The organism is Streptomyces peucetius (assembly GCF_025854275.1).
Taxonomy (GTDB): Bacteria; Actinomycetota; Actinomycetes; order Streptomycetales; family Streptomycetaceae; genus Streptomyces; species Streptomyces peucetius_A.
This window is the reverse complement of sequence record NZ_CP107567.1, coordinates 3,569,631-3,593,568: the sequence shown is the minus strand read 5'-3', so window position 1 is coordinate 3,593,568 and position 23,938 is coordinate 3,569,631. Positions and strand designations below refer to the sequence as shown.

23 protein-coding genes are annotated in these 23,938 nt (G+C 71.5%); 8 read left to right on the top strand and 15 right to left on the bottom strand.

Annotated elements, in window-relative coordinates; all coding sequences use genetic code 11:
* The first annotated feature begins 64 nt into the window (after positions 1-64).
* On the top strand, positions 65-1,057 hold the full coding sequence (locus OGH68_RS16350) for a hypothetical protein (protein ID WP_264244751.1): 993 nt from the start codon (positions 65-67) through the stop codon (positions 1,055-1,057).
* 5 nt (positions 1,058-1,062) lie between these two features.
* Here OGH68_RS16350 and OGH68_RS16345 read toward each other — a convergent pair whose 3' ends face one another.
* The 8 genes from OGH68_RS16345 to OGH68_RS16310 form a co-directional block, all read right to left on the bottom strand.
* Positions 1,063-1,479, bottom strand: a complete 417-nt coding sequence (locus OGH68_RS16345; RefSeq protein WP_264244749.1) for a PIN domain-containing protein — start codon at positions 1,477-1,479, stop codon at positions 1,063-1,065.
* Positions 1,476-1,700, bottom strand: coding sequence for a type II toxin-antitoxin system VapB family antitoxin (locus OGH68_RS16340; RefSeq protein WP_264244748.1), 225 nt, complete (start codon positions 1,698-1,700; stop codon positions 1,476-1,478). Before OGH68_RS16340 ends, OGH68_RS16345 begins: the two co-directional genes overlap by 4 nt.
* Before the next feature lie 161 nt (positions 1,701-1,861).
* Positions 1,862-3,448 (bottom strand): serine hydrolase, encoded by a 1,587-nt coding sequence (locus tag OGH68_RS16335; protein WP_264244746.1) that lies wholly within the window; start codon positions 3,446-3,448, stop codon positions 1,862-1,864.
* 9 nt (positions 3,449-3,457) lie between these two features.
* Positions 3,458-4,798: an MFS transporter gene (locus OGH68_RS16330; RefSeq protein ID WP_264244744.1), complete on the bottom strand. Its 1,341-nt coding sequence runs from the start codon at positions 4,796-4,798 to the stop codon at positions 3,458-3,460.
* Positions 4,795-5,496 (bottom strand): ArsR/SmtB family transcription factor, encoded by a 702-nt coding sequence (locus OGH68_RS16325; RefSeq protein ID WP_264244743.1) that lies wholly within the window; start codon positions 5,494-5,496, stop codon positions 4,795-4,797. Before OGH68_RS16325 ends, OGH68_RS16330 begins: the two co-directional genes overlap by 4 nt.
* A 106-nt stretch (positions 5,497-5,602) precedes the next feature.
* Positions 5,603-6,184 (bottom strand): hypothetical protein, encoded by a 582-nt coding sequence (locus OGH68_RS16320; RefSeq protein WP_264244741.1) that lies wholly within the window; start codon positions 6,182-6,184, stop codon positions 5,603-5,605.
* A 27-nt stretch (positions 6,185-6,211) separates the two neighbouring features.
* Complete coding sequence (gene murQ, locus OGH68_RS16315) at positions 6,212-7,183, bottom strand: N-acetylmuramic acid 6-phosphate etherase (protein WP_264244739.1); 972 nt, start codon at positions 7,181-7,183, stop codon at positions 6,212-6,214.
* Positions 7,184-7,222: 39 nt separating this feature from the next.
* Positions 7,223-8,137, bottom strand: coding sequence for a MurR/RpiR family transcriptional regulator (locus OGH68_RS16310; RefSeq protein WP_264244738.1), 915 nt, complete (start codon positions 8,135-8,137; stop codon positions 7,223-7,225).
* Between the two features lie 56 nt (positions 8,138-8,193).
* Between OGH68_RS16310 and OGH68_RS16305 the strand changes: the two genes are divergently transcribed.
* The 5 genes from OGH68_RS16305 to OGH68_RS16285 all read left to right on the top strand — a co-directional run bounded on the left by OGH68_RS16305 (position 8,194) and on the right by OGH68_RS16285 (position 13,693).
* Positions 8,194-8,550 carry a hypothetical protein gene (locus OGH68_RS16305; protein WP_264244737.1) on the top strand — a complete coding sequence of 119 codons (357 nt, stop codon included), beginning with the start codon at positions 8,194-8,196 and terminating at the stop codon, positions 8,548-8,550.
* Positions 8,547-8,813, top strand: coding sequence for a DUF4031 domain-containing protein (locus tag OGH68_RS16300; protein WP_264244736.1), 267 nt, complete (start codon positions 8,547-8,549; stop codon positions 8,811-8,813). Before OGH68_RS16305 ends, OGH68_RS16300 begins: the two co-directional genes overlap by 4 nt.
* Positions 8,814-9,130: 317 nt before the next feature.
* Complete coding sequence (locus OGH68_RS16295; protein ID WP_264244734.1) at positions 9,131-10,204, top strand: hypothetical protein; 1,074 nt, start codon at positions 9,131-9,133, stop codon at positions 10,202-10,204.
* Positions 10,205-10,914: 710 nt separating this feature from the next.
* The gene (locus tag OGH68_RS16290) at positions 10,915-11,928 is read left to right on the top strand and encodes a hypothetical protein (RefSeq protein WP_264244732.1); all 1,014 of its coding nucleotides are present in this window, start codon (positions 10,915-10,917) and stop codon (positions 11,926-11,928) included.
* 1 nt (position 11,929) lies between these two features.
* Positions 11,930-13,693 carry a prolyl oligopeptidase family serine peptidase gene (locus OGH68_RS16285; RefSeq protein WP_264244730.1) on the top strand — a complete coding sequence of 588 codons (1,764 nt, stop codon included), beginning with the start codon at positions 11,930-11,932 and terminating at the stop codon, positions 13,691-13,693.
* Between the two features lie 111 nt (positions 13,694-13,804).
* Here the strand turns inward: OGH68_RS16285 and OGH68_RS16280 are convergent, their stop codons facing one another.
* Genes OGH68_RS16280 through OGH68_RS16270 form a run of 3 tightly spaced genes read right to left on the bottom strand, consistent with a single transcriptional unit; the run spans position 13,805 to position 15,434 of the window.
* Positions 13,805-14,488, bottom strand: a complete 684-nt coding sequence (locus OGH68_RS16280; protein ID WP_264244728.1) for an RraA family protein — start codon at positions 14,486-14,488, stop codon at positions 13,805-13,807.
* A 14-nt stretch (positions 14,489-14,502) separates the two neighbouring features.
* Positions 14,503-14,817, bottom strand: coding sequence for an AzlD domain-containing protein (locus OGH68_RS16275; RefSeq protein WP_264244726.1), 315 nt, complete (start codon positions 14,815-14,817; stop codon positions 14,503-14,505).
* On the bottom strand, positions 14,814-15,434 hold the full coding sequence (locus OGH68_RS16270; protein WP_264244724.1) for an AzlC family ABC transporter permease: 621 nt from the start codon (positions 15,432-15,434) through the stop codon (positions 14,814-14,816). The genes OGH68_RS16275 and OGH68_RS16270 overlap by 4 nt, the downstream gene beginning before the upstream one ends.
* A gap of 143 nt (positions 15,435-15,577) precedes the next feature.
* On the opposite strand from OGH68_RS16270, the gene OGH68_RS16265 reads away from it, so the two are divergent.
* Complete coding sequence (locus OGH68_RS16265; protein ID WP_319020213.1) at positions 15,578-16,135, top strand: CGNR zinc finger domain-containing protein; 558 nt, start codon at positions 15,578-15,580, stop codon at positions 16,133-16,135.
* A 13-nt stretch (positions 16,136-16,148) separates the two neighbouring features.
* Here the strand turns inward: OGH68_RS16265 and OGH68_RS16260 are convergent, their stop codons facing one another.
* From OGH68_RS16260 to OGH68_RS16250, 3 genes are all read right to left on the bottom strand, one after another.
* Positions 16,149-17,360 carry a Cmx/CmrA family chloramphenicol efflux MFS transporter gene (locus OGH68_RS16260; protein WP_264250118.1) on the bottom strand — a complete coding sequence of 404 codons (1,212 nt, stop codon included), beginning with the start codon at positions 17,358-17,360 and terminating at the stop codon, positions 16,149-16,151.
* 119 nt (positions 17,361-17,479) lie between these two features.
* Positions 17,480-18,148, bottom strand: coding sequence for a hypothetical protein (locus OGH68_RS16255; protein ID WP_264244722.1), 669 nt, complete (start codon positions 18,146-18,148; stop codon positions 17,480-17,482).
* A gap of 42 nt (positions 18,149-18,190) precedes the next feature.
* The gene (locus OGH68_RS16250; protein ID WP_264244721.1) at positions 18,191-20,485 is read right to left on the bottom strand and encodes a heavy metal translocating P-type ATPase; all 2,295 of its coding nucleotides are present in this window, start codon (positions 20,483-20,485) and stop codon (positions 18,191-18,193) included.
* A 193-nt stretch (positions 20,486-20,678) separates the two neighbouring features.
* Here OGH68_RS16250 and OGH68_RS16245 point away from each other — a divergent pair, with 193 nt between their 5' ends.
* Positions 20,679-21,374: a copper homeostasis protein CutC gene (locus OGH68_RS16245; RefSeq protein WP_264244719.1), complete on the top strand. Its 696-nt coding sequence runs from the start codon at positions 20,679-20,681 to the stop codon at positions 21,372-21,374.
* A 470-nt stretch (positions 21,375-21,844) separates the two neighbouring features.
* On the opposite strand, the gene OGH68_RS16240 is transcribed toward OGH68_RS16245, so the two are convergent.
* Positions 21,845-23,902, bottom strand: coding sequence for a HelD family protein (locus OGH68_RS16240; protein ID WP_264244717.1), 2,058 nt, complete (start codon positions 23,900-23,902; stop codon positions 21,845-21,847).
* Between the last annotated feature and the right edge of the window lie 36 nt (positions 23,903-23,938).

Genomic DNA, 23,938 nt, shown 5'->3' with positions numbered 1-23,938 from the left:
CTGTGCTGCACGGCAGTTCGCCTTCCTGGAATGATCGTCCGACCACTCCAGGAGGGACGCAGGCGTGACGTTCGGGGGACAGAATCCGTACCGGCGGACCGGGCAGCCGCAGCCAGGGCCGCCGCCTCGGCCGGGCGTACCGCCGCAGCCGGGGCCGTATCCGGGGCCGCCGTTACCGTACCGGCCGTACGGGCCGCGCCCGACGCTGTGGCAGCGGTTCCGCGAGGACGAGTGGCCCCCGCTGCGAGAGCTGCTCCATGAGCTGCGGCGGGTGCCGGGGTGCCTTCTGGCGCTCGGTATGTGCTGCGTGTGGCCCGCGCTGGCTGTGCTGATCGGCTATCCGCTGGCCCGGTCCGCCCGTCGGCAGGCCCGGCGGAAGTTCCCCGCGCACAGCATCCGCCGCTATCACGACCCCGAGGTGTGGCGCGTGCAGAAAGCCCGGGCGTGGGGCGCGCTGGGCGCGTCGTTCCTGATCCTGGTCGCCTACGGCACGGAGGCGGACTGGAACGAGGTGCAGGAGCAGTACTTCTTCCGGCTCGCGATCACCCCGTGGCTGCTGCTCCTCACCACCCCGTTCGTGCTGCTCGTCCTGTTCCGGCTCGCGCCGCCCGCCGCGCGGCCGGGCATGCGGGCCCGCCTGCGGCCCGCGGTCCGCTCGGTGCTCTGGTACTTCGGCGCCTTCACGGCCGTGCCGCTGCTGTTCGCGGGCGTGATGCTGCTCAGCGAGAGCTACGCGAGCAGCCCCCTCAGCCCGCTGGTCACGCTCGCGCTGCTGCTTCCGGTGCTGTGGGTGCTGTTCTTCGTCGTCTTCGCCTCCACAACCGCCGTCCGTACCGCGTTCAGCACGGCCGAGGTGCACGCGGCGCTTCCGGCTCTGCTCACCGGCGTCCTGGTGTGGGAGCTGGCGGTCGTCAACCTGACCACGGCGGGCATGCCGCCGGGCCCGCCGGCCGTCCAGATCTGCGCGGTCATCGGCGGCCCGGCGTCGGTGACGGCCATCGCGTGGTGGGAGCTCACCCGCCTCCGGACGCGGTACGGGGTGACGCTGCGCGGGTGAGCCGCTCAGCGCGGGCCGTCGTGCACGTTGTGCTGCTGCAACTCGACCGCGAAACGTGCTGCGGTCACGAAGTCCCGGTCGTCGTGCAGGACGATCAATCCGTGGTGGGCAGCAGTCGAGCAGATCTGGAGATCGACCGCCGAGAGCGCGTGGTGCGCTCCGTGCGGGGCGGCTCGTGTCTGGAGGCCCCCGACCCAGTGCGCGGCGCTCTTCGGCACGGGGACGTCGTCGTACAGTTCGGCGAACATCGCGCTGTACGCCTCGTACTCCTTCGCGTCCCGCGCCGAGCGCAGGAACTCCACGCGCTGCGGATAGCAGGAACGAACGTCGCCCTCCAGGACAGTGTCCTGCCATGTCGTGTGCAGGGACCTTTCGCGCAGCATGCGCCACAGGGCTGACGAGTCGAGCAGATAGACGTTCACCGGCCGAAGGTCTCCTTGTCGGCCTTGTGGGCGGCTTCGGCGGCCTCGATGTCCCAGTCCTGGGCGATCTCGAAATACTTCTTGTACGCGGCGGCGCGCAACAGGCGCTTGTTGTACTCCTCCAGCGCCTTCGCGACGGCAGCGGTCTTGGTGCGGTGGCCTCCCAGACGCTTGGCGGTCTCCAGGGCCTCGTCGTCGATGTCGATGTGGGTCAGAGCCATGTGGACTCCATCCTGTACATAATCTGTGCCTCAGTGTGCCCCTCCATGTACATGGATGCAAGGCCGAGCTCCGCGCCGCCCCGCCTCTCGGGTGCCCGGCACGCGGTTGTGATCGGAGGGCTCCGGACGACCCGAGTGAAGGCGCCGATGCTCGGGCCGCCCTACTGGCGGGTGAAGGTGCCGAGGCCGTTCTTGTCGAGGCTCTCGACGCGGACCTTCGACGCCTTGGCGTCCGAGTCGACGGTGAACATGACCCCGGAGCGGCCGACCGCGTTCTCGCCCACTGTCATGAAGCTGAAGGTGTTGCCGTCGTAGTGGGCGAGGGGGAACCGCAGGGGTTTCGGGCCGAGTTCCATGGTCAGCTCGCCGTTCGAGGCGGTGACCCTGAGGGTGCCGTAGTAGTCGTTGCGGTACGTGCCCGTGTACGTGTTGTCGGGCTGTGCGTCGGCGGCGTCGGGCGGCGGCCTGCCGTAGTCGGTGGGGGAGCGGGCCTCCTGCTCCTCCTGCTGGTAGACCTGGCCGATCCTGGCGAGCCAGTCGCCGGTCGGCTTCCCGTACTGGGCCGTGTCGTAGAAGTTGAATGCGACGGAGTCCGCGAGGCCCACCGGTTCACCGTTGGTGAGGACCACGATGCCGAGCTGTTCGGCGGGCAGCAGGGTGACGTTGGTGTTGGCGCCGAGGCCGAACGCGCCGGAGTGGCTGAGGCGGAGCCGGCCCTGATCGTCGTAGCCGACGTTCCAGCCGAGGCCGTAGAAGCCGGTGCGGTCCGTCGGGGCGGCGGGGGGCTGGGCGACGGCGGCGGGCTCGTGGGTGCGGGTGAGCGGGCCGGCGGGGATGATCCGGTCGTCGCCGAGCTTGCCGTTGGCGAGTTGCAGGCGCATCCAGGTGGCCATGTCCTCGGCGGTGGAGCTGACACCGCCCGCGGGGGACTGGGCGTCGGCGTCCCGTACGTACCTGGCCTTCCAGGTGTCGCCCTCCTTGACGTGCGTGACCGCCTTGTTGCGCGCCTTCTCGTAGTCGTCGAAACGGGAGCTGGTGGAGTTCATGCCGGCCGGCGAGTACAGCGTGTCCTCCGCCAGCTTCTCCCAGTCGGTGTTGCTCGCCTCGGCCACGGCCACACCGGCCGCGGTGAGACCGAAGTTGGTGTACGCGTACGAGGCGCGGAACGGGGCCAGGGGCAGGTGGCGCAGGTGGGACAGGATGTAGTCGCGGTCGTAACCGAGGTCCTCCAGCAGGTCACCGCCGTGGTCGGGCAGGCCGCTGCGGTGCGAGAAGAGGTCGGCGACGGTGACGTGCTCCGTCACCCACGGGTCCTTCAGCGCGAAGTGCGGGACGTGCTTCGCCACGGGGTCGTCCCAGGCGATCGCCTTGTCGCCCACGGCGCCGGCGACCACGGTCGAGGCCAGCGGCTTGGACAGGGAGGCCAGTTGGAACACCGTGTCCGGTGACACGGCACCGGCCTTGCCGGTCTCCCGCTCCCCGAACCCCTCGATGTGCACGACCCGGTCCTTGTGGACGACGGCGACGGCGACGCCCGGTACGCCCGTCCTCTTCATGCCGTCGCGGACGATGCCGTCGAGCTTGGCCACCGCGTCGTCGACCTGCTTGTCGGTCAGCTGGGGCGGGGGCGGCGGCGGGGGTTCCGCCGCGCCTGCCGCGGTGGCGCCGGTCGCCACGAGGAGGGAGGCCAGGAGCACCGCCCCGGGAGCCCTGCGTCGGCGGTGGCCCACAGGTCGCTGGAGAACCATGCTTCCCATTCAACGCCCGGGCACCGACTCTGTCGCGGTGAGCCCGGACACGGCCGGAGCGGCAGCCGGGACCGGCTTCGCCCGGCGGATCCACAGGAGCGCGCCCAGCAGCAGGGCGGTGGCACCCACCAGCCACGGCAGCGGGCCGATCGGGAGGGAGCCGGCGACGAGGCCGGTCAGCGCGGCGACCGACTGGAGGGCGAGCGACTTCACCGACAGGGCCGTCGCGCGGACCGTGCTGTCGACGCGGCGGTGCAGCAGGTCGTTCTCGTTCGGGCCGGCGGCGCCCAGGCCGAGGTAGACCAGGCCGTAGCCGACGGCGGCAAGGACCAGCGGGGCGGTGCCGCCGTCCCAGGCGGCCGTCACGCCGAGCAGCGCGAGCCCCGTTGTGCTCACGCCGAGGGCGGCCAGCACCGCGTGTTCGCCGCTGCCCGTCAGCCGGGCCGCCGGCGGCGCGCAGTGGCTGCCGACCGCCGTGCACAGGAAACCGGCGCAGGCGAGGGAGGCGTACAGCACGGCGCCGGACTCCGGTGCGCCGGTGAGCCGGGCGGCCCGGCCCGGGGTGAGGAGCTCGACGGTGGCGAGCGCCGCGCCGGCGGCGGCCGCCGTCAGCAGGACCCGGCGGACCAGCGGCTCGGTGACGCCGAGCCGCAGCCCGCCCAGCATCGTCGCCGGGACACCGCGCAGCACCCCGCGCAGCGTGGCGGGCGGCCGGGGCGGCTCGGGCAGGGCGGTCAGCACGTACGCGACATAGCCGACGCCGACGGCCGCGCCGAGCAGGCCGGGGACCGACAGCGGCAGTACGAGGCCGCCGGTGGCGTCGGCCAGCCGGGCGCCGGGGTCCGTGCCGAGGCCCAGCAGGAGCGGCAGGGCGCCGCCGAGGAGCGTGCCCGCGGCGAGCGCGGCGGCGGACGCGGTGTTGCCGCGGGCCAGGCCGGTGCGCAGTTCGGCGCCGGGACCGGAGTGGGCCTGGACGGTGTCGACGTACCAGGCCTCCGCCGGGCCGCTGGACAGCGCGCGGCCGGAGCCCATCAGGAACATGGCGACGGCCAGGGCCCAGACGGTGGTGCCGAGCGCCATCACGGTCAGCGCGGAGAGGTTGAGCAGGCCCGCGGCGGCCAGCACGGCGCGGCGGCCGACGACGTCGGACAGGCCGCCGGTCGGCAGCTCCAGGACGGACACGGTCACCGAGTGGACGGCGAAGAGCCCGGCGACGACGGCGAGGCTCATACCGCGTTCGGTCAGCAGCAGCACCTGGGACGGGATGTAGAGCCCGACGGGCAGCCAGAAGAGGAACGTGACGGCGACGAAGCGGCGGCGGGCCGCACGCGGGTCCAGCGGCCGGTTCACGAGCGGTCCTCCGCCCGGTCCTCCGCCTGCGCGTGCGTCTGGTTTCCCGCCCGGTCCTCCGCCTGGTTTCCCGTCTGTTTTCCCGCGCGGCTCTCCACGTGGACCGCGAGGCCGGCGGCGAAGAGCACGACCTGCTCGGCGCGCGGGTCGCCCTCGTCGCGGGCGGCGAGCTCGGCCACGGCGCGGTTGAAGGTCTCCCACAGCTCCGTGACGGCCTCGGGGGTCAGCCGTGCCACCAGGTCGGTGAAGCCGGAGGGCTCCAGCCATTCGTCACCGAGGCGGCCGGCCGCCAGGTCCTCCTGGTGGCGGACGAGGGACCGTTCCAGGTGGTCGAGCTGGGCGCGGCGCGAGACGTCGACGAACGCCCGGGCCTCGACGGAGCCGGTCATCGCGGCGTTGCTCCAGCTGGTGACCTCGTGCACCGCCTGCCAGCGCCGTTCGCGGCCGTCGCGGTGCGCGGCCTCCTCGATGAACGCGTACTTGGCCAGTACCCGCAGGTGGTAGCTGGTCGACGCGGACGACTCGCCCGTCCTGGCGGCCAGTTCGCTGGCGGTGGCCGGGCCTTCCATGCGGAGCATGCCCAGCATGCGGATGCGCAGGGGGTGCGTCAGCGCCTTGAGGGCGGCGGCGTCCTTGCCGGGGTCGAGGTCGCGGCTGCTGTAGCCGGAGGGCTGGGGAGAGCGGATCTTGTCGGGCACGGGGCGAGCGTAGAAGGGCCGGCCGGGTTTGCCAAAGGGTTTTTGCAAAAAGAATTTGGTGAACTTGCGGTGCGGTGCCTCCACGCGAGGCCGGGTCGCCCCGCGCTCAAGGGGACGGCGCAGGGAACGGGCGGTCCGTCACGGCTCCGGGCTGCCACGCGTCGAAAATCCAGCCCGGACATGAGGCGCCGAGGAAGGGCAGGTGAGCGTCCCAGTCCCCAGGCGCCAGCGCCTGCACGGGCTGCAGCATGATGTGACCCTCCGAGTCGATGTCGAACCCCCAGGAGAAGCCGACCAGCGGCAGCACCCGCCGTTGGGTGTCGTCCATCGGTGTCCATGCGAGGAAGCTGTGGGCGGTCCAGCCGAGAGGATCCCGCCCGTCGCGGGAGGGCGCGTCGAACAACGTGGGCTTGATCCCGAAGAACGCGTACGGCGACGGCGCATCCTCGAAGAGGTAGAACGGATCCATGTCGAAGCCGGCCCCGGCCAAGGAGTTGTCCGTCGAACGCACCAGCTGGACCCAGCCGAAGAGGGCCCGGTAGCCCTGCCCGGGGAAATCCACAACGGCCGTACAGCTCGGGAAACCGCGGGCCGAGGGGTGCTTGCCGATCGCGGCGGGATCGTCCACCTGCTCCACGGCGATCGTCAGCGAGCCCTGCATGTCATCACGTGAGAAGGAAGCGATCACGACTGCACCCTGCCGCTTCGGCGCCCTTCAGGGAAGAGCGGGCCCGCCGGGCTCCGGGGCGCGGGTGGGCGCGGCCTGGCCATCCTCCAGTGCGGCGCGGAGATTGCCGTTGGCCCGGGACAGGAGAGTGGATGCCGTCGGGGCGTCGACGCCGCCGAGGATGACCAGGATCGCGGTCTTCACCTCGCCGTCCGTCGCCTCCAGCGCCGACTCGATCTCCTCGTCCGACGCGCCCGTCGCCAGTGCCACGATCCGGCGGGACCTGGCGTGGAGCTTGTCGTTGGAGGCGCGGACGTCGACCATCAGGTTTCCGTAGGTCTTGCCGAGGCGGATCATCGTGATCGTCGAGATCATGTTGAGCACCAGCTTCTGTGCCGTGCCCGCCTTCAACCGGGTGGAGCCGGTGAGGAGTTCGGGGCCGGTGACGACCTCGATCCCGTGGTCCGCGGCGGCGGCGAGCGCGCTGTCCGCGTTGCAGGACAGGCCGATGGTGAGCGCGCCCAGGCCGCGGGCGTGTTCCACCGCGCCGACCGCGTACGGCGTGCGGCCGGACGCGGAGATGCCGACCACCGTGTCGTCCGCGGTCAGCTTCAGGCCGTCCAGGTCCGCGGCGGCCAGCTCCTTGCTGTCCTCCGCGCCCTCCACGGCCCTGAGCATGGCGGTCGGGCCGCCCGCGATCAGGCCGACGATCTCCGACGGGTCGGTGTTGAAGGTGGGCGGGCACTCGCTGGCGTCCAGGACGCCGAGCCGGCCCGCCGTGCCGGCCCCCGCGTAGACCAGCCGGCCGCCGCCGGCCATGCGCTCGGCGGTGGCGTCGATCGCGGCGGCGATGGCCGGCAGTTGCGCGGCGACGGCGGCCGGAACGGACTCGTCCTCGCCGTTCATGATGCGGGCAATCTCGAGTGTCGGCAGCCGGTCGATGTCGGCGAGCTCGGGCCGGAACGCCTCGGTGGTCAAACTGGCCAACTGGGCGCGGAGTTCACCGTACGTGGAGGTCATGAAGGGCGGCTCGGCTTTCTCGGTACGTGCGGGACTGGTTCAGCGGGTGCGGGGGTTGTGGCGGTGCGCGAGAGCCTCGTACGACGCGGCGAGGGCAGGGGCCGCCGACTCGTAGGTACGCTGGGCCACGCCTATGAACAGGCAGTCGACGACGAGGAGCTGGCTCGTCCGGGACGACATCGCGGCCGGCCGCAGCTCGCTCTCGCGGGCGGTCGAGGTGGTCAGGACGTGGTCGGCGTACTGCGACACCGGACCGTCCGGGCGGCCGGTGATCGCGATCGTCGTCGCGCCCCGGTCGAAGGCGACCCGCAGCGGCTCGATCACGTCCCCCGTGGAGCCCGAGTGCGTGATCGCGATGGCTACGTCGCCGGAGCGAAGCTGCACGGCGTTGGTGATCGCGAGGTGCGGGTCCGCGTGCGCGTGGGCGATCAGGCCGATGCGGAGCAGCTTCTGCGCGAGGTCCATGCCGACGAGGGAGGAGGCGCCCACGCCGTAGATGTCGATGCGGCGGGCCGTCGCCGCGGCGGACACGGCCGCGCCGAGCTGGACGGTGTCGAGGCCGGCGGCGGTGTCGGCGAGCGTCTGCTGCTCGTCGTAGGCGAGCTTGGCGACCACGTCCGCGATGGGGTCGTCGACGGCGATGTCGGTGGTGATGGCGGGGGCCCGCCCGGACTCCTGGTGCGCGGCGAGACCGGCGAGCGCGAGGCGCAGGTCGCGGTAGCCGGGGTAGCCGAGCAGCCGGGCCGTACGGACCACGGTGGCCTCGCTGGTGCCGGTGAGCTCGGCGAGACCGGTGACCGTGAGGGCCGCGCAGCCGGCCGGGTCGTCGGCGACGGCTTCGGCGACCCGCTGCATGGAGCGGGTCATGGACGGCGAGAGCGTGCGCACCTTGGCCGCGAGGGCGGCAGGAGCGGGAGCGTCGCCCATGAAAATTTCCTTCACTGGATTGGTCACCCTTGAAAGGTATTTTCGCGTTTCGGGTGCAGTCAAGACCCGGAGACAATGGGTGCATGGACGACTCGAACCCACTGGAGCAGGCGCTGCACGCGGCCCGTGCCCTGGTCCTCGCCGATCTGGCCGCCCGCGACGTCGCCGAGGCCACGGTCGTCTCCATGGTCGAGGACTCCATCACGCACCGGCGCTGGTGGGTCCAGCAATGGCCGGAGGGCGTGGAGTACGTCGCCGGTCTCGTCGCCCAGGACGTCCAGGACGCGCTGCTGGAGCGGCACGGCCGCTGGCCGCTCTGCCCGGTCTGCGACGCGGGCGACCCGCACGCCCTCGAGGTCGAACCGGAGCTCGGTCCGGACCCGCACTGGGTCTGCTCCAAGGCGGGCGTGGTGGTGGCCCCCATAGGCGGGTTGCGGTGACGCTCTACATCGACCCGCCGACCTGGCCGGGCCATGGGCGCATGTGGTCACACCTGGTCAGTGACGTGTCGTTCGAGGAGCTCCACACCTTCGCCGCACGCATCGGCTGTCCGCCGCGCGCCTTCGAGCGCGACCACTACGACGTCCCTTCCCACCGCTACGCGGACGCCGTGGCGGCGGGTGCGGTGGAGGTCGGCGCGAAGGAGCTGGTGCGCCGGCTGACGGCCGCGGGGCTGCGCAGGCCGAAGGGCCGGCCCGCTTAGATCTCCGCCGGTGCGGCCGATTTGTGATGGATCTCGGGCGTACGCCCGATGTGCGGGGCAGGATCATGGCTGGAAACTTCGCCGTTCCGCCTGTTTCGTCAATGTGAAAGATGCGTACTTGACAGATCTTGGTCGAGTGAAATTGCGTGATGGTCGCGGTGCGGCTGCGGACCTTTTCCTTCCGGTTCCAGGTTCTCGCGTTTTAAACCTCCTTCAATTCCGGCCGTAGTTCCAGGCGTTGTTGCGCGCCCCGACTTGGTGATGTTGGCTATGGCCTGGGTCGAGCGGCTAATGACCGATGAGAGGACAGGCTGGTTATGACGGCGATCAAGATTAACCCTGCTCGATACAGTCAGTTCGGGCCGGCGGAAGGCAGCATCTTCTGTCTGATCACGAACCGTGAGCTCGAGAACGAGCTCGAGGTCGTCAAGGAAGCCCCGTACGCGGAATACCGGACGATCTTCATCAGCAAGGGTGACGACTTCGAGGCCATGCTCGCTGACGGAACGATTCCTCAGCGGTCGCACTCCTTGGTCATCTCACCGTACCGATTCTTTGAGTCGCCCTCGGAAGAGGCCCTCGGTCCGAATCGCAAGCTGATGGGGATGGCTTGCAACTCGACGCCCGCCGATCTGGAAATCATCCGGCATTTCATCGGTGTCATCGAAAATACTTCCGCGAAGGAGCAGGGCGAGTTCAGCGACCGCTTCTTCGAGCTCGCCGAGACCACTGATCACCTGATCTACGTCGACGAACGGCACGGCACGCGCGCCGTGCTCGACCACCTTGCCGACGGTCTGATCTGGAACCAGCAGGCCGGCCCGCTCGATTGGGGAGAGCAGCAGATCGTTCCCTCCGGGGAGATCAGCGTGCTGCCGATGCAGATCGTCGAATTCGACGAGAAGCTGCACCTTCCCCTCGAAGGAAGCATCGCGTTCCGCGGATTCCCCATCCTGCACAGCGGCACACCGTCGTTCATCCGCAAGGACCAGGCGCGCCTTTCCGGCAAACTCGCCGGCCTCGAACACGAGGCAGTGGTCTGTGATGTCACCAAGGGAACGATCACCTCGCTGCGCCCCTTCCGAAAGGAAGGCGCCGAGGTCGCCAAGGTCTTCGAGGCGATGTTCGAGATCGATTCGCGCTATGCGCTGGTCTGGGAGATCGGACATGCCCTCAACACCAGCCTGGACATTCTTCCGGGCAACCATGCCATGAACGAGGTGTACGGCGGCGAACGAGGCTGCCTCCACTGGGGATTGGGTCTGACCCCCTTCACCCAGTACCACCTCGACATCATCTCGCCCGACACCACCGTGTACACCGAAAGCGGTGACGTGGTACTGGGCGACAAAGGCGGCGCTCCCAGCGTTCGCATGGCCGCTGTTGCCTGACGGCCCTGAGCGAATCGCACGAGCGCGAAATCCATCATGGAAAGGAGGTGTTCGCCGTGAAGAAGACCATCAAGGTTCGCAAGAACAGCAACTACCTGGGAACGCTGCTGGGCTGAGCCGGGTCCGGGCCGGCTGTTGAAGGCCCGCCCCGCCTGCCTGTCGGACCGAGAATCAGTTGGGGGGTGTTCGCCGTGAAGAAGACCATCAAGGTTCGCAAGAACAGCAACTACCTGGGCACGCTGCTGGGCTGAGCCGGGTCCGGGCCGGCTGTTGAAGGCCCGCCCCGCCTGCCTGTCGGACCGAGAATCAGTTGGGGGGTGTTCGCCGTGAAGAAGACCATCAAGGTTCGCAAGAACAGCAACTACCTGGGCACGCTGCTGGGCTGAGCCGGGTCCGGGCCGGCTGTTGAAGGCCCGCCCCGCCTGCCTGTCGGACCGAGAATCAGTTGGGGGGTGTTCGCCGTGAAGAAGACCATCAAGGTTCGCAAGAACAGCAACTACCTCGGCACCCTGCTCGGCTGAGCCGGGTAGCAGGCCGCCACGCGCGAAGTGCCCGAGAAGCATCGCGCCGGGTGTGCCGTAAGCGAGGCGGGCCGAGGTGATAGCTCGGCCCGCCTCGCTGACACACCGGCACAACGATCTGGGAGTGTCACAGTGATTATCGTCCGTCCTGAGGCCTATCGCCAGTACCCGGCAGGCCGGAACCGATTCGTGCTCGTCCTGGAAGAGCGGTTTTCCGGCTCTTTCCGGATCGAGCCCTCGAGCCGCCACGAAGTATGCGACACAGTCACGGCCGAGGCGGGTCAGTCCCTCACCGGCGTACTGCGCTCCGGCGTTCCGGAGGACAGCGACATCCTCGTCGTGGCCCATGACGACGGGCTGCTGACGGCTCCCGGGACCGAGGTGGGTCCGCACCGTACCGTCGCCGCTCTCCGCGCCGGTACCGGCCCTCTTGCCCTCGACCAACTGGGCAGTCTGCTCGGGTCGCTGGAGAAGGCCGATCCCAACGCCCTTGCCACGACCGGCGCCACGCTCCGCGACGCCGTGGCGGCGGCCGGCGGCCTGGTCCTCGAAGAGGCTCTGACCGACTCCGTGGCCAAGATGACCTCCGCCGCGCCGGCGTGGTCCCGGACGGACAGCGGTAGCTTCGTGCCCGGCGCCGTCCAGAGCGCACCCACCGGCCTGCAGAGGCTGGACCTCACGAGCGTCGGCACCACCGTCACCGGACAGGTCGCCGTGAAGGGCTGGTCCGTCGTACGCACCCGCGCCACGGGCACGGCCCGGTGTCAGGAGCTGTTCGAGAAGCTCTCCGGACTCTCCCACTACCCGCTCGTGCTCACCGTCGAGGACGGAGCGGTGACCGACATGAAGGCGACCGAGGCGGGATCCGCTGCCGCGGCCGCCGCACTGACGGAACTCTTCGCCGCCGACCGGGGCCACGCCGAAGTCACCGGACTCGAGTTCGGCATCAACCCGGCCGCACCCCAGCTGCCCTTCAACTCCGAGTCCAACGCCGCAGCCACGGGCAGGACCGCGGCCTCCGTCCATCTGCTGCTCGGCTCACTGCCGCTCAACGAGTTCCAGATCGTCCTCGACTGCGCCACCAGCTCGCTGACCGCCCTCGGCGGTACCGCGCCCTTGGCGGGAGCGGGTACGGCGGCCGCCGGCGCGGCCCCCCGCCGCCGGATGAACCGCGTGACCGCGGCCAGTTGCGGTTGCCACTGACATGGACGCCGTGGACACACCGCTGTGGGAACAGCGCTTCCGGGCCTCCCGCCACACGCTCCCCGCCTGGGCCAAGAGCTCCCCGGAGCGCTGCGTGTTCGTCAGCGACCGCTCCGGCAACGCCCAGGTCTACTGCTGGGACCGCACGGCCGGCACGCTGCGGCAGGTCACCCATCGCCCCTCCGGCGCCCAGCACTGCGCCGTCGAGGCGTCCGGTGAGGCCGTGTGGTGGTTCGCCGACACCGAAGGCGACGAACGCGGCCAGTGGATGCGGCAGCCGTTCGGCGGAGGCCCCGACGAGCCCGCCGTACGTGATCTGAAGCCGTACTGGCCCGCGGGACTCGCCCTCGGCCTGCGCGGACACAACCTGCTCGGCCACTCCACCGAGCACGGCACCGATGTCTCCCTCGTGCTGCCCGGCGGCGCGTCCCGCCGCCTCTACCGGCACGAGGAACCCGCGTACGCCGTCGACCTGTCCCGCGACCTCACGCTTGCCGTCATCGCGCACAGCGAGCGCGGCGACCTGTGGGAGCCGGGCGTGCGCGTCCTCACCACGGACGGCGACGCCGTCGCCGACCTCGAGGGCGAGGCCGTCGGCTTCTCCCCGGTCCCCGGCGACAACCGGCTGCTGGTCCTCCAGCCGCGCCAGGACCGCTGGGAGCCCGTCATCCACGACCCGCGCACCGGCGAGAGCGTCGCCCTCGACCTCGGTCTGCCCGGGGAGACGTCCGTCGAATGGTCGCAGGACGCCACCTCCCTGCTGGTCGTCCACGACCATCAGGCCCGCTCCCAGGCCTTCAGATACGACCTGGCCGCCCGCGAGCTGACCCGGCTGGAGATCCCCGACGGCACCATCGAACACGCCCGTACCCGGCCCGGTGGCGATGTCTGGTTCCAGTGGTCCGACTCCGCGCACCCGCCGGTCTTCCGGGCCCTCGACAGCGATCCGCGGTTTCCCGCCACCAGCCGTCCGCCGCAGACCGCGCTCGCCCGCGACATATGGGTCGACGGCCCCGGCGGCCGCGTCCACGCGCTGCTGAGCCTGCCCCGTACGGGTACCGAGCCGCACCCCGCGGTGTTCCTGCTCCACGGCGGGCCCGACGAACACGACCGGGACGCCTTCGATCCCGAGGCCGCGGCCTGGACGGACGAGGGATTCGCAGTCGTACGCGTCAACTACCGCGGCTCGACCGGCTACGGGCGCGCGTGGACGGAGGCCCTGCGGAGCCGCGTCGGCCACACCGAACTCGAGGACGTCACCGCGGTACGGCAGTGGGCAGTCGACCAGCGGATCGTCGACCCCGGCCGTCTCGTACTGGCCGGCTGGTCCTGGGGCGGCTATCTGACCCTGCTTGGCCTCGGCACCCGGCCGGACGACTGGACCGTCGGCCTGGCCGGCGCTCCGGTCGCCGACTGCGCCGGTGCCCACGAGCAGGCCATGGACGACATCAAGGCACTCGACCGCACTCTCTTCGGCGGCACACCGGAGGAAGTCCCCGAGATCTACCGCGACGCCTCGCCCGCCACCTACGCCGACGCCGTCAGTGCACCGGTCTTCATCTGCGCCGGCGTCAACGACGCGCGCTGCCCCATCGACCAGGCCCGCGCCTACGCCGACCGCCTCGAAGCCCGCGGCCTGCCCGTCGAGTTCCACGCCATGGAGGGGGGCCACAGCGTGACGGCCGTCGAGGAACGCGTCACGGTCTTCCGCCGCCAGATGGAGTTCACCCGCACGCACATCAACGCTGTCAGGAGGCTCGCATGATCTGCCGATGCACCCCGGGGGACACCCGCCGGGAGATCGTCGTCCGCCGTCCGCGGGGGCGCCGCGACCTCCTGCTGCGCTGGCGCACCCCCGCCTGACCGCACCCGGCTCCTACTCCAGGGCCCCGCCCACCCGGGCCATGTGCATCCGGAAGGTGTACGACGGGTCCTCCCGCCGTCGTTCCTTGAACTCCGCCCAGCGCAGCTGCTCGCGCAGACTCACTCCGCGCAGTGCCTTCTCGGCCTGGCGCTGCTCGGCCTCCACGATGGCGCGGGCGACATCCACGACCTCGGGGTGGATCCCGGCGGGTACGAGGACCAGACCGTCGAAGTCGCCCACCGCGATGTCGCCCGCCTCGAACGGGAACGGCTGCTCCACAACGGCGTCCGTGTCCTGACGCAGGGTGGGCGACGACGGGCACGGCCCCAGGCTGAACACCGGCAGCCTGATGACGGCCAGTTCGTCGGTGTCCCGGTGACACCCCCACACCACCAGACCGGCCACGCCCGCCAGCCGTGCCTCGATCGCGACGAGGTCGCCCACGCACGCCTCGTCCGTGCGGCCCCCGTTGTCGATGAACAGCACGTCGCCCTCGCGCGCCTCGTCCAGGCCGTCGAGGATCGACGCGACACCTTCGGTGTGATGGATCCGGCGCAGCGGACCGGCGAGCCTCATCCCGACCGCCGCCGGCCGCAGGGGCAGCGGTGGCAGGGCGAGCCGGTGCCCGAGCCGGAGTCCCGCGTCCCACAGTGCCGCCGTCGGCCACATGTGGGCCTCGGCCGGGTCTGCGTCCATGGCTGAGCCTCCTCTCATCCGGCGATCAGGCGGGTTACCGCCGCCGCTCCCGCGCCCAGGAACACCACGAGCAGCGTGGGCCAGTTCCGCCAGACCCCGAAGGCGCCCACGACCAGACCCACCACGCGGGCATCGACCGTCAACGCCTGGCCGTCGCCGAAGATCTGAGTGGCGATCAGTGCCGCCAGCAGCGTCGGCGCCATCAGGGCCACCACGCGCTGCATGCTGTCCGGCAGTTCCTGCCCGCCCAGCAGCACCGGCCCGGTGGCTTTCAGTGCCATCGACACGGCACCCACGAGGAGCACCGCCAGCCATACTCCGCTCATCATTTCCTCAATCCCAGCAGACAGACGACGGTGGACGCGATCAACGGCACTCCGGGTGAGGCGACCGGCGTCAGCGACAGCGCGACCGCGACCCCGAGGATCGCGCACACGAGCGCGCGCCGATCGCTGATCTGCCCCTTGAGCAGGGCCAGGAAGAGGACGGGCGACACCACGTCCAGTCCGAAGCGCAGCGGGTCCCCGACATACTCCGCCCCCAGGACGCCGACGGCCGTGCCGCCCACCCAGGCGCAGTAGACGACCACGCCCGCGCCCAGCAGCCGGCCGTGCGAATAGCGGCCCTCGCCCAGATGCCCCACGGCCCAGGACTCGTCCACCACCAGCTGCGCGGAGAAGAAGCGCTTGACGGCGTTGCCCTTCATCGCCGGGGCGACGCTGATCCCGATGGGCAGATAACGGGAGTTGAGCAGAACGGCGGCCACGATGGCCGCGGCGATGCCCCCGCCCGTGCCCACCACGGACGCGGCCGCGAACTGGGCCGATCCGGCGAAGGTGGTCAAGGACATGGCGATGGGCGCCATGATTCCCATGTCGGCGGCCCGGGCCACCACGCCGAAGGAGACGGCGAAGCCGAAGACGGCGATCGCCAGCGGTATCGCCATGCGCGCTCCGCGCAGCCACTCCTCTCTGAAGCCGGCCGGAGGGTAATACCCTTCAGGTGCGGCGGCGGGAGCGGGTAATGCCTCTTGGGAGTCCATCGACCCTCCATCGTGAGACGATCCATTACGCCAGATAATACGGAGCCATGATGAGATTTACTAGTTACTCAGAAGGTCCGGCAACGTGGGCCGAGGATCTCGTCAACACCTACAACGTGGTCCGCGGGAAAGAAAAGATGCCCGATCCGGCCGCGCTGGCGGAACTGCTCATTGCTCACGGCATCCGGATCAAAGGCGTGCCCACCAACAAGGACCTCGAGAGGGCGCGCACCCTGCGGACGGCCCTTCGGGAGGTCTTCGGCGCCCCCGACGAGTCCACCGCCATCGCCCTGCTCAACCGCATACTCGCCGAGCATCACGCAGTGCCGCACTACACCGATCACGACGGCGAATGGCACCTTCACGTCACCGATCCGCAGGCCCCGCCGGTGGACCAATACGCCGTGAACGCCGCCATGGGCCTCCTCGGCGTCATCACCACCACGGGAATGAGCCGACTGCACATCTGCGACGGCAACCGCTGCGAAGAGGTGTTCGTGGATGTCTCCCGAAACCAGTCCCGTCGCTATTGCAGTCCGCAGATCTGCGGAAACCGCGCCAGCGCCGCGGCCCACCGCGCCCGCCGGAAGGGTGCCACCCTCTGACCGGCGAGGGGAATCAGACCCGCTCGGCGCGCAGTGAGGACTCCGCCGGGGCGGCGGCCGTCGCTCCCGCCACCACCCGGGACCTGCCGTGCAGCCGCATCGCGACGGCGACGAGCGCGATCGCGACCAGCATCATCGCCGCGCCCGCCCAGGCCGTCGACGCGAAGCCGAGGTCCGCGTCGATGACCACGCCGCCGAGCCACGGACCGCCCGTGTTGCCCAGATTGAAGGCCGCGGTCGTCGTCGCGCCCGCGAGGGTCGGGGCCGCGCCCGCGACATTGAACATCCGGGCGTTGAGCGCCGGGGCCGTGAAGAACGACGAGAAGCCGAGCAGGAACGACAGCGCCACCGCGACGGCGGCGTACGAGGAGAACAGGGCGAGCGCCGTCAGCAGCACCGTCGAGGCGGCGATGCCGCCGAGCATCACGCCGAAGAGGTGCGCGTCGGCGACCCGGCCGCCGATCGTCGAACCGGCCAGCGCGCCGATCCCGAACAGCGCCAGCACCGTCGGAACCCAGCCGGCGTCCAGCCCGGCCACCTCGGTGAGCAGGGGACTGAGGTAGGTGAAGAGGCAGAACACGCCGCCCGCCGCGAGCGCGGTGATCGCCACGGCCAGCCACACCTGGCGGTCGCGGTAGATCGTCAGCTCCTTCCTGAGCTGCGGCTTCTGCTCCGGCAGCGGGATGTGCGGGATGCGCGTCAGTACGCCGACGAGCGCCACGGCGGACGCGGCGCCGACCGCCCAGAACGCCGACCGCCACCCGAGGTGCTCGCCGAGGAACGCGCCCGCCGGCACGCCGAGGACGTTCGCGATCGACAGACCGCCGATCATCACCGCCATCGCCCGGGCCCGCTGGTTCACCGGCACCATCGCGATCGCCACGGCCGCGCCGACGGCCCAGAAGCCCGCGCACGCGAGCGCGCTGATGACGCGGGACGCGAAGAGCACCTCGTACGTGGGCGCCAGGGCGCCGGCGACCTGCCCGAGGCCGAAGACGGAGATCAGGGAGATCAGCGTGGTCCTGCGCGGCAGCCGTAGCGTCGCCACGGCCAGCAGCGGCGCACCGACCACCATGCCCACCGCGAAGGCCGACGTCAGCAGCCCCGCCCGGGGGATCGAGACGTCCATGTCGCGCGCGATCGGCGGCAGCAGCCCGGAGAGCATGAACTCGCTGGTTCCGAGGGCGAACACGGACAGGCCGAGTATGTAGACGGCGAGCGGCATACGGGCGGCACGGGCGGCGCCGGGTGACGGGGCGGGCATGACACGTGCCAACACGAGGTTGAAGCCTGGAATTCCCTGCCGCCCCCGGCCCGGTGCCGGGGCGGGCGTCCCCGGCCGGCTCAGGACGCGGCGAGCAGTTCCAGTTCGACCATGAGGTTGTGGCGCGCCCGCTGCTCCCACTCGCGCTGCCCGTGCGGTGTGCGGAACAGGTGCGGCAGCCCCAGCAGCTGCCGGAGCACCCCGGCGCGGCCGTCGCGGAAGGCGTCGTCAGGGACGAAGGCGTACTCCTCGCGGACGGCGGCCGCATAGGCGGCGTACGCCTCCGGGGCAGCGGCCAGGACCGCCAGGTCGGCGTCGCACAGCACCTGGCCGTTGCGGTCGTCCTGGTCCGGGTCGTGGGTGACGGTGAGGCGCACCAGGCGGGCGACCTCGGCGGTGGCCCGCTCGCCGACACCGGCCTCGGGGAGCGCGCGCTCCGCGAGGCGCGCGGAGCGCTCCTCGTTCTCCGAACGGTCGGGCAGATAGACCGCGTCGTGGAACCAGGCGGCGAGACGTACGAGCGCCGGGTCGTCCGCGTACTGCTCGAGCTCGTCGATCCGGTCCAGGACGGCGACGAGGTGATCGGTCGTGTGGTAACGGCGCTGCGGCTCCGCCCAGCGGGCGAGCAGATTCTCCGCGTACGCGGACGGGTCGGCCGCGCCGTCCGTGCTGTCGCGGGCGGCCGACAGGTCCTGGCGCCAGCGGCTGCGGAGGTTCTCGTGGGCGGGGTGCTGCGGAACGGCGGCCATGCCCCTCATTCTGCCCGCCGGGGCCTCGGCCGTGTGTCCTGCTCAGGTTGCTTTGAAGCTGCGCAGGCGCAGGGAGTTGCCGACGACGAAGACGGAGGAGAAGGCCATGGCAGCTCCGGCGATCATGGGGTTGAGGAGTCCGGCGGCGGCGAGGGGGAGGGCGGCGATGTTGTAGGCGAAGGCCCAGAAGAGGTTGGAGCGGATGGTGCCCAGGGTGCGGCGGGAGAGGCGGATGGCGTCGGCGGCGGCGTTCAGGTCGCCGCGGACGAGGGTGAGGTCGCCGGCTTCGATGGCGGCGTCGGTGCCGGTGCCCATGGCGAGGCCGAGGTCGGCCTGGGCGAGGGCGGCGGCGTCGTTGACGCCGTCGCCGACCATGGCGACGCTGCGGCCTTCGGCCTGGAGGCGTTTGACGACGTCGACCTTGTCCTCGGGCATGACCTCGGCGATGACCTCGTCGATGCCGACCTCGGTGGCGACGCTGTCGGCGACGGTCTTGTTGTCGCCGGTCAGCAGGATCGGGGTCAGGCCCAGGGCGCGCAGGCGGCGGATGGCCTGGGGGCTGGTGTCCTTGACGGCGTCGGCGACCTCCAGGACGGCGCGGGCGGCTCCGTCCCAGGCGACGGTGATCGCGGTGCGGCCGGCGGCCTCGGCGTCGTGCCGGGCCCGGGCCAGATCGGCGGGCAGCTCGATGGACCACTCGGCCAGGAGTTTGGTGCGGCCGACGAGGACGGCGTGGCCGTCGACGATGCCCTGCACGCCCAGGCCGGGGACGTTGGCGAAGTCCTCCGGGTCCGGCAGGGCGCCGAGCCGCTCGGCGGCGCCGGTGGCCACGGCCTGGGCGACGGGGTGCTCGGAGGCGTTCTCCAGCGCACCGGCCAGCCGCAGCACCTCCCTCTCCTCGGTGCCCTCGACGGTGTGGACGGCCAGCAGCGTCATCCGCCCGGTGGTCACCGTGCCGGTCTTGTCCAGCACGATGGTGTCGACCTTGCGGGTGGTCTCCAGCACCTCCGGGCCCTTGATCAGAATCCCCAGCTGCGCGCCGCGACCGGTGCCGACCATCAACGCGGTCGGGGTGGCCAGACCCAGCGCACAGGGGCAGGCGATGATCAACACGGCGACCGCCGCGGTGAACGCCGCCGTCAACCCCGAGCCGTTGCCGAGCCAGAACCCCAACGTGCCCAGCGCCAGAGCGATCACGACGGGCACGAACACCGCGGAGATCCGGTCGGCCAGCCGCTGCGCCGCGGCCTTGCCGTTCTGCGCGTCCTCCACCAGCTTCGCCATCCGCGCCAACTGCGTGTCCGCCCCCACCCGGGTGGCCTCCACCACCAGCCGGCCACCCGCGTTCAACGTCGCCCCGGTCACCGCGTCACCGACCGACACCTCCACCGGCACCGACTCACCGGTCAGCATCGACGCATCCACCGCCGACGACCCCTCCACCACCGTGCCGTCCGTGGCGATCTTCTCACCGGGCCGCACCAGGAACCGGTCACCCACCACCAGATCCCCGGTCGCGATCGTCTCCTGACGGCCACCGCGCACCACGGTGACCTCCTTCGCCCCCAACTCCAGCAACGCCTTGAGCGCCGCACCCGCCTTCCGCTTCGACCGCGCCTCGAAGTACCGGCCCGCCAGGATGAACGCCGTCACCCCCGCCGCCGCCTCCAGATAGATGTTCCCCGCCCCGTCACTGCGCGCGATCGTGAACTCGAACGGATGCGTCATCCCCGGCGTACCGGCCGTCCCGAAGAACAACGCCCACACCGACCACACGAACGCCGCCGACGTCCCCACCGAGATCAGCGTGTCCATCGTCGCCGCACCATGCCGCGCGTTCGTCCACGCCGCACGATGGAACGGCCACGCGGCGTAGGTGACGACCGGCGCGGCCAGCGTCAGACTCAGCCACTGCCAGTACTCGATCTGCAACGCCGGGACCATGGCCATCGCGATCACCGGCACGGCCAGCACCACCGCCGTCACCAACCGCTGCCGCAGGGGAACGAGCCCGTCGTCCTCATCCGGCCGGCTCGCGGTCCCTTCCTCGGGTGGTGGCGGAGGCGCGGGCTCGGCGGCCGTGTAACCGGTCGCCTCCACGGTGCCGATGAGGTCCGTGACCTGGACGCTCTCGGCGAAGGTCACCTTCGCCTTCTCGGTGGCGTAGTTCACGGTCGCCTCGACGCCGTCCATGCGATTGAGCTTCTTCTCGATGCGCGCCGCGCACGAGGCGCAGGTCACGCCGCCGATGACGAGCTCGACGGAGCGCGCCCCGCTCGCGGCGGTGCCGTTGCCCGTGGCGGTCGTGCTGGTGGTCCCGGTCGTGGTCTGCGGCATGGCGGCCCTCCGGCGCTTGCTCCGTCTTGATACCCCTAGGGGGTATCCATCTGCTTCATGTATACCCCCGACCCGTACAAGGATGCAAGGTCGTTCCCTGCGGGTGGTGATCGAGGGATGGCTGCCGTGCGGGCCGGCTGGCATTAGGCTGGTCATTGGACTAGACCTGTCGGAGCCTGGAGGAATGGGTCCCATGAGCAGCAACCGTGCACTCCTGGAGGTGATCGCCCTCGATGCCGAGGACGCGGTCGCCGCCCAGTCCGGAGGGGCCGACCGGCTGGAGCTGGTCACCGACATGGCGGCGGACGGGCTGACGCCGCCGGTCGCCACGTTCACGTCGATCCGCGCGGCCGTCGACATCCCGCTGCGGGCGATGCTCCGCCTCACCGACGGCTTCTCGGCCGGCGGCGCGGCGGACGCGCTCGTGCACGCGGCGGAAGGGCTGAGAGAGGCGGGGGCGGACGAGTTCGTCCTCGGCTTCCTCGACGACCACGGACAGCCGGACCTCGTCACGATCGAGCGGCTGCTGGCGGTACTGGACGGCTGCCGGTGGACGTTCCACCGCGCGATCGACCGGGCGGCCGACCGGGATGCGCTCCGCAAGCAGCTCGCGGACCTGCCCGGGCTGGACACGTACCTGACGGCGGGATCCGCGACGGGCGTCGACGACGGCCTGTCGACGCTCCTCGCGGAGGCGGCGCGTGCGGGCGAACCGGGCTACGAGCCCCGGCTCCTGGTCGGCGGCGGTCTCCGCCTGGAGCACGTGCCCCGTCTGCTGGCCGGAGGCGTGACGGGCTTCCACATCGGCGGCGCGGCGAGGCCGGGCGGCTGGACGGCGCCGGTGGCGGCATCGGCGGTCAGGGAGTGGCGCGAGGTGCTGGACGCGTAGGGGCGCCGGAGCGCCCGGGGGGTGTGGGGGCGGGGCGGCCGCTGCGCGGAGCCTGTCCCCTCCCCGCCCCTTCCCGGAACCGGGCCAAGCCCCGGACCCCGGCCCGCCCTTCGGGCGAGGCGGTCGGGCCAAGCCCCGGACCCCTGGCCGCGTTGCGGGCTGCGGTCGGGGTGCGGTCGGGGTGCGGTCGGGGTGCGGCTCGGTCCCGATCGGGGCCTCGCACGGGGGCGGTCGGGGCAAGCCCCGGGTCCCGGTCCCGCGCTGCGGGCGGTGGTTGGGGTAAGCCCCGGACCCCTGGCCGCACTGCGGGCGTGGTGGGGGCCGGGGCCCCGGATTTCGGGACCGGGCTTCGGGCGGTGGTCGCGGCAGGCCCGGACCTGGACCGCGCTGCGGGCGGCGGTCGGGGTGCGGCCTGGTCGGGGCCTCGCGCGCGGTCTGAAATGCCCGGCCCGGTCCTCGCGCGCGGGGGCTCAGGCGGAGAGTTCCTGCGGCAGAGGCTCCGCATGGATCACCGTCAGGCCCGAGACCGCTCTCGTCAGGGCGACGTACAGGCGGCGCAGGCCCGTTCGTCGGTCCGGTTCCGCCGTGATGACCGACGACGGCTCGTCGAGGACCACGTAGTCGTACTCGAGGCCCTTCGCCAGCGACGCGGGAACCAGGGTGAGGCGTGTCTCCCGGGTGGTCTCCTCGCCGGGGGAGAGGTACGGCAGGCCCGCCGCCGTGAGTGCCGCCGCGAGCGCCGGCACTCGGGAGTCCGCCGCGATGAGGCCGATCGACCCCTCGTGCCGGAGGGACTCCGTGCACGCCGCGACGACCGCCTCGTCGAGACCGTGCTCCGGCACGCAGCGGACGTCGAGCGAGCCGGGCGTCTCACGGACGGACGAGACCGCCGCCAGACCCGGCGACATGTGCGGCAGCAGACGCGACGCGTATGCGATCACCTCGCGCGGCACGCGGAAACCGGCCGTCAGCTCCTCGACGGCGGCCTCCGGCTTGCCCAGATGGGCCAGGGCCTCGGCCCACGACGCCGTGGCCCACGGCGTCGTGCCCTGGGCCAGGTCGCCGAGGACCGTCGCCGAGCCCGTCGAGCAGCGGCGGCCCACCGCCCGGTACTGCATCGGGGACAGGTCCTGCGCCTCGTCCAGGACGACATGGCCCAGCGACTGGGTGCGCTGGACCAGGTCCGTCACCTCGTCGATCAGTACCGCGTCCGCCGCCGTCCACTTCGCGGCCCGCACGCTGCGGGGCGGCTTCGCAAGGAGGATCGTGGCCTGCTCCTCCGCCGACAGAAGGCCCTCCGCGTGCTCCGCGAGGAAGTCCGCGTCGGACAGCAGACGCAGCACGAGCTTCGCCGGGTCGACCGGCGGCCAGATCGCCTTGACCGCCGCCTTGACGGCGGGGCCCCGCGCGACCGAGTCCTGGACGCGGTCGTCCGGGGCCTCCCCGGACTGCTCCATGCGCACCAGGACGGTGTGCGCGATCCGCTGCGGCAGGGCCTCGCGGGCGGCCCCGTAGCGGATGTCGCGGTCGAGCAACTCGCGGACGATCTCCTCCAGTTCGTACGCCGGGACCCGCCAGCGGCGGGAGCCGCGCACGACGACCACCGGCTCCGTCGGGATCGTGACGTGGGAGCGGACCGCCCGCCGCAGGACCCGCGCCATCCTCGCGTCGCCCTTGACGACCGCCGCCGCGGCGGTGTCCTCGCCGCGTACGTCGACGTGCGCCACCAGGTCGTCGACCGTGGACTGCTTGACCTCCAGCTCGCCGAGCGCCGGCAGGACCTGCTCGATGTAGTGGAGGAAGGAACGGTTCGGCCCGATGACGAGCGTGCCGGTGCGCGCCAGCCGCTCCCGGTGCGCGTACAGCAGGAAGGCGACACGGTGCAGGCCGACGGCCGTCTTCCCGGTGCCGGGACCGCCCTGCACGCAGACCGTGCCGGACAGGCCGCTGCGGACGATCTCGTCCTGCTCGGGCTGGATCGTCGCGACGATGTCCCGCATGGGCCCGACGCGCGGCCGTTCGATCTCCGCCTGGAGGAGCTTCGACGTCTGCTCGGTCTCGGACGGGTCGGTGAGGTGCTCGTCCTCGTACGCCGTGAGGTCACCGGCCGTGTAGCCGAAGCGCCGGCGCAGACCGACGTCCTGGGGGTCCTTGCGGGAGGCCCGGTAGAACGGCTGGGACACCGGCGCACGCCAGTCGATCACCATCGGGTCGCCCACGGCGTCGTGGACGTGGCGGCGGCCGATGTAGAAGCGGCGGCCCTCCTGCGTGGTGGGCAGGTAGTCCAGGCGGCCGAAGAAGAGCGGGGTGTGCGAGAGGTCGGCGAGCGCCTTGATGCGGTCCTCGATCTGCGACTGGAGGACGGCGGCGTTGACCCAGTTCGCGGTGACGTCCCTGATGTCGAGGGACTGGACGTCCTCGCGCATCGCGCGCAGGGCGGACCGGGACGCGGCGAGGTGCGCCCGTTCGCGGGCGAGCGGGTCGGCCCCGTCGGTGGGGGCCGTTCGGGCCGTGGTGGCGGCGGACACGTCGGGTACAGGGGCGTGCGCGGGCACGGGTTGCCT

Excerpts from the sequence above, each read along its gene's own strand:
- OGH68_RS16340 (WP_264244748.1), bottom strand. The coding sequence starts at position 1,700 with ATGGCTCTGACCCACATCGACATCGACGACGAGGCCCTGGAGACCGCC.
- OGH68_RS16335 (WP_264244746.1), bottom strand. The coding sequence starts at position 3,448 with ATGGTTCTCCAGCGACCTGTGGGCCACCGCCGACGCAGGGCTCCCGGG.
- murQ (WP_264244739.1), bottom strand. The coding sequence starts at position 7,183 with ATGACCTCCACGTACGGTGAACTCCGCGCCCAGTTGGCCAGTTTGACC.
- OGH68_RS16305 (WP_264244737.1), top strand. The coding sequence starts at position 8,194 with ATGGACGACTCGAACCCACTGGAGCAGGCGCTGCACGCGGCCCGTGCC.
- OGH68_RS16295 (WP_264244734.1), top strand. The coding sequence starts at position 9,131 with ATGACGGCGATCAAGATTAACCCTGCTCGATACAGTCAGTTCGGGCCG.
- OGH68_RS16285 (WP_264244730.1), top strand. The coding sequence starts at position 11,930 with ATGGACGCCGTGGACACACCGCTGTGGGAACAGCGCTTCCGGGCCTCC.
- OGH68_RS16280 (WP_264244728.1), bottom strand. The coding sequence starts at position 14,488 with ATGGACGCAGACCCGGCCGAGGCCCACATGTGGCCGACGGCGGCACTG.
- OGH68_RS16275 (WP_264244726.1), bottom strand. The coding sequence starts at position 14,817 with ATGATGAGCGGAGTATGGCTGGCGGTGCTCCTCGTGGGTGCCGTGTCG.
- OGH68_RS16270 (WP_264244724.1), bottom strand. The coding sequence starts at position 15,434 with ATGGCGATACCGCTGGCGATCGCCGTCTTCGGCTTCGCCGTCTCCTTC.
- OGH68_RS16265 (WP_319020213.1), top strand. The coding sequence starts at position 15,578 with ATGATGAGATTTACTAGTTACTCAGAAGGTCCGGCAACGTGGGCCGAG.
- OGH68_RS16260 (WP_264250118.1), bottom strand. The coding sequence starts at position 17,360 with ATGCCGCTCGCCGTCTACATACTCGGCCTGTCCGTGTTCGCCCTCGGA.
- OGH68_RS16255 (WP_264244722.1), bottom strand. The coding sequence starts at position 18,148 with ATGGCCGCCGTTCCGCAGCACCCCGCCCACGAGAACCTCCGCAGCCGC.
- OGH68_RS16250 (WP_264244721.1), bottom strand. The coding sequence starts at position 20,485 with ATGCCGCAGACCACGACCGGGACCACCAGCACGACCGCCACGGGCAAC.
- OGH68_RS16245 (WP_264244719.1), top strand. The coding sequence starts at position 20,679 with ATGAGCAGCAACCGTGCACTCCTGGAGGTGATCGCCCTCGATGCCGAG.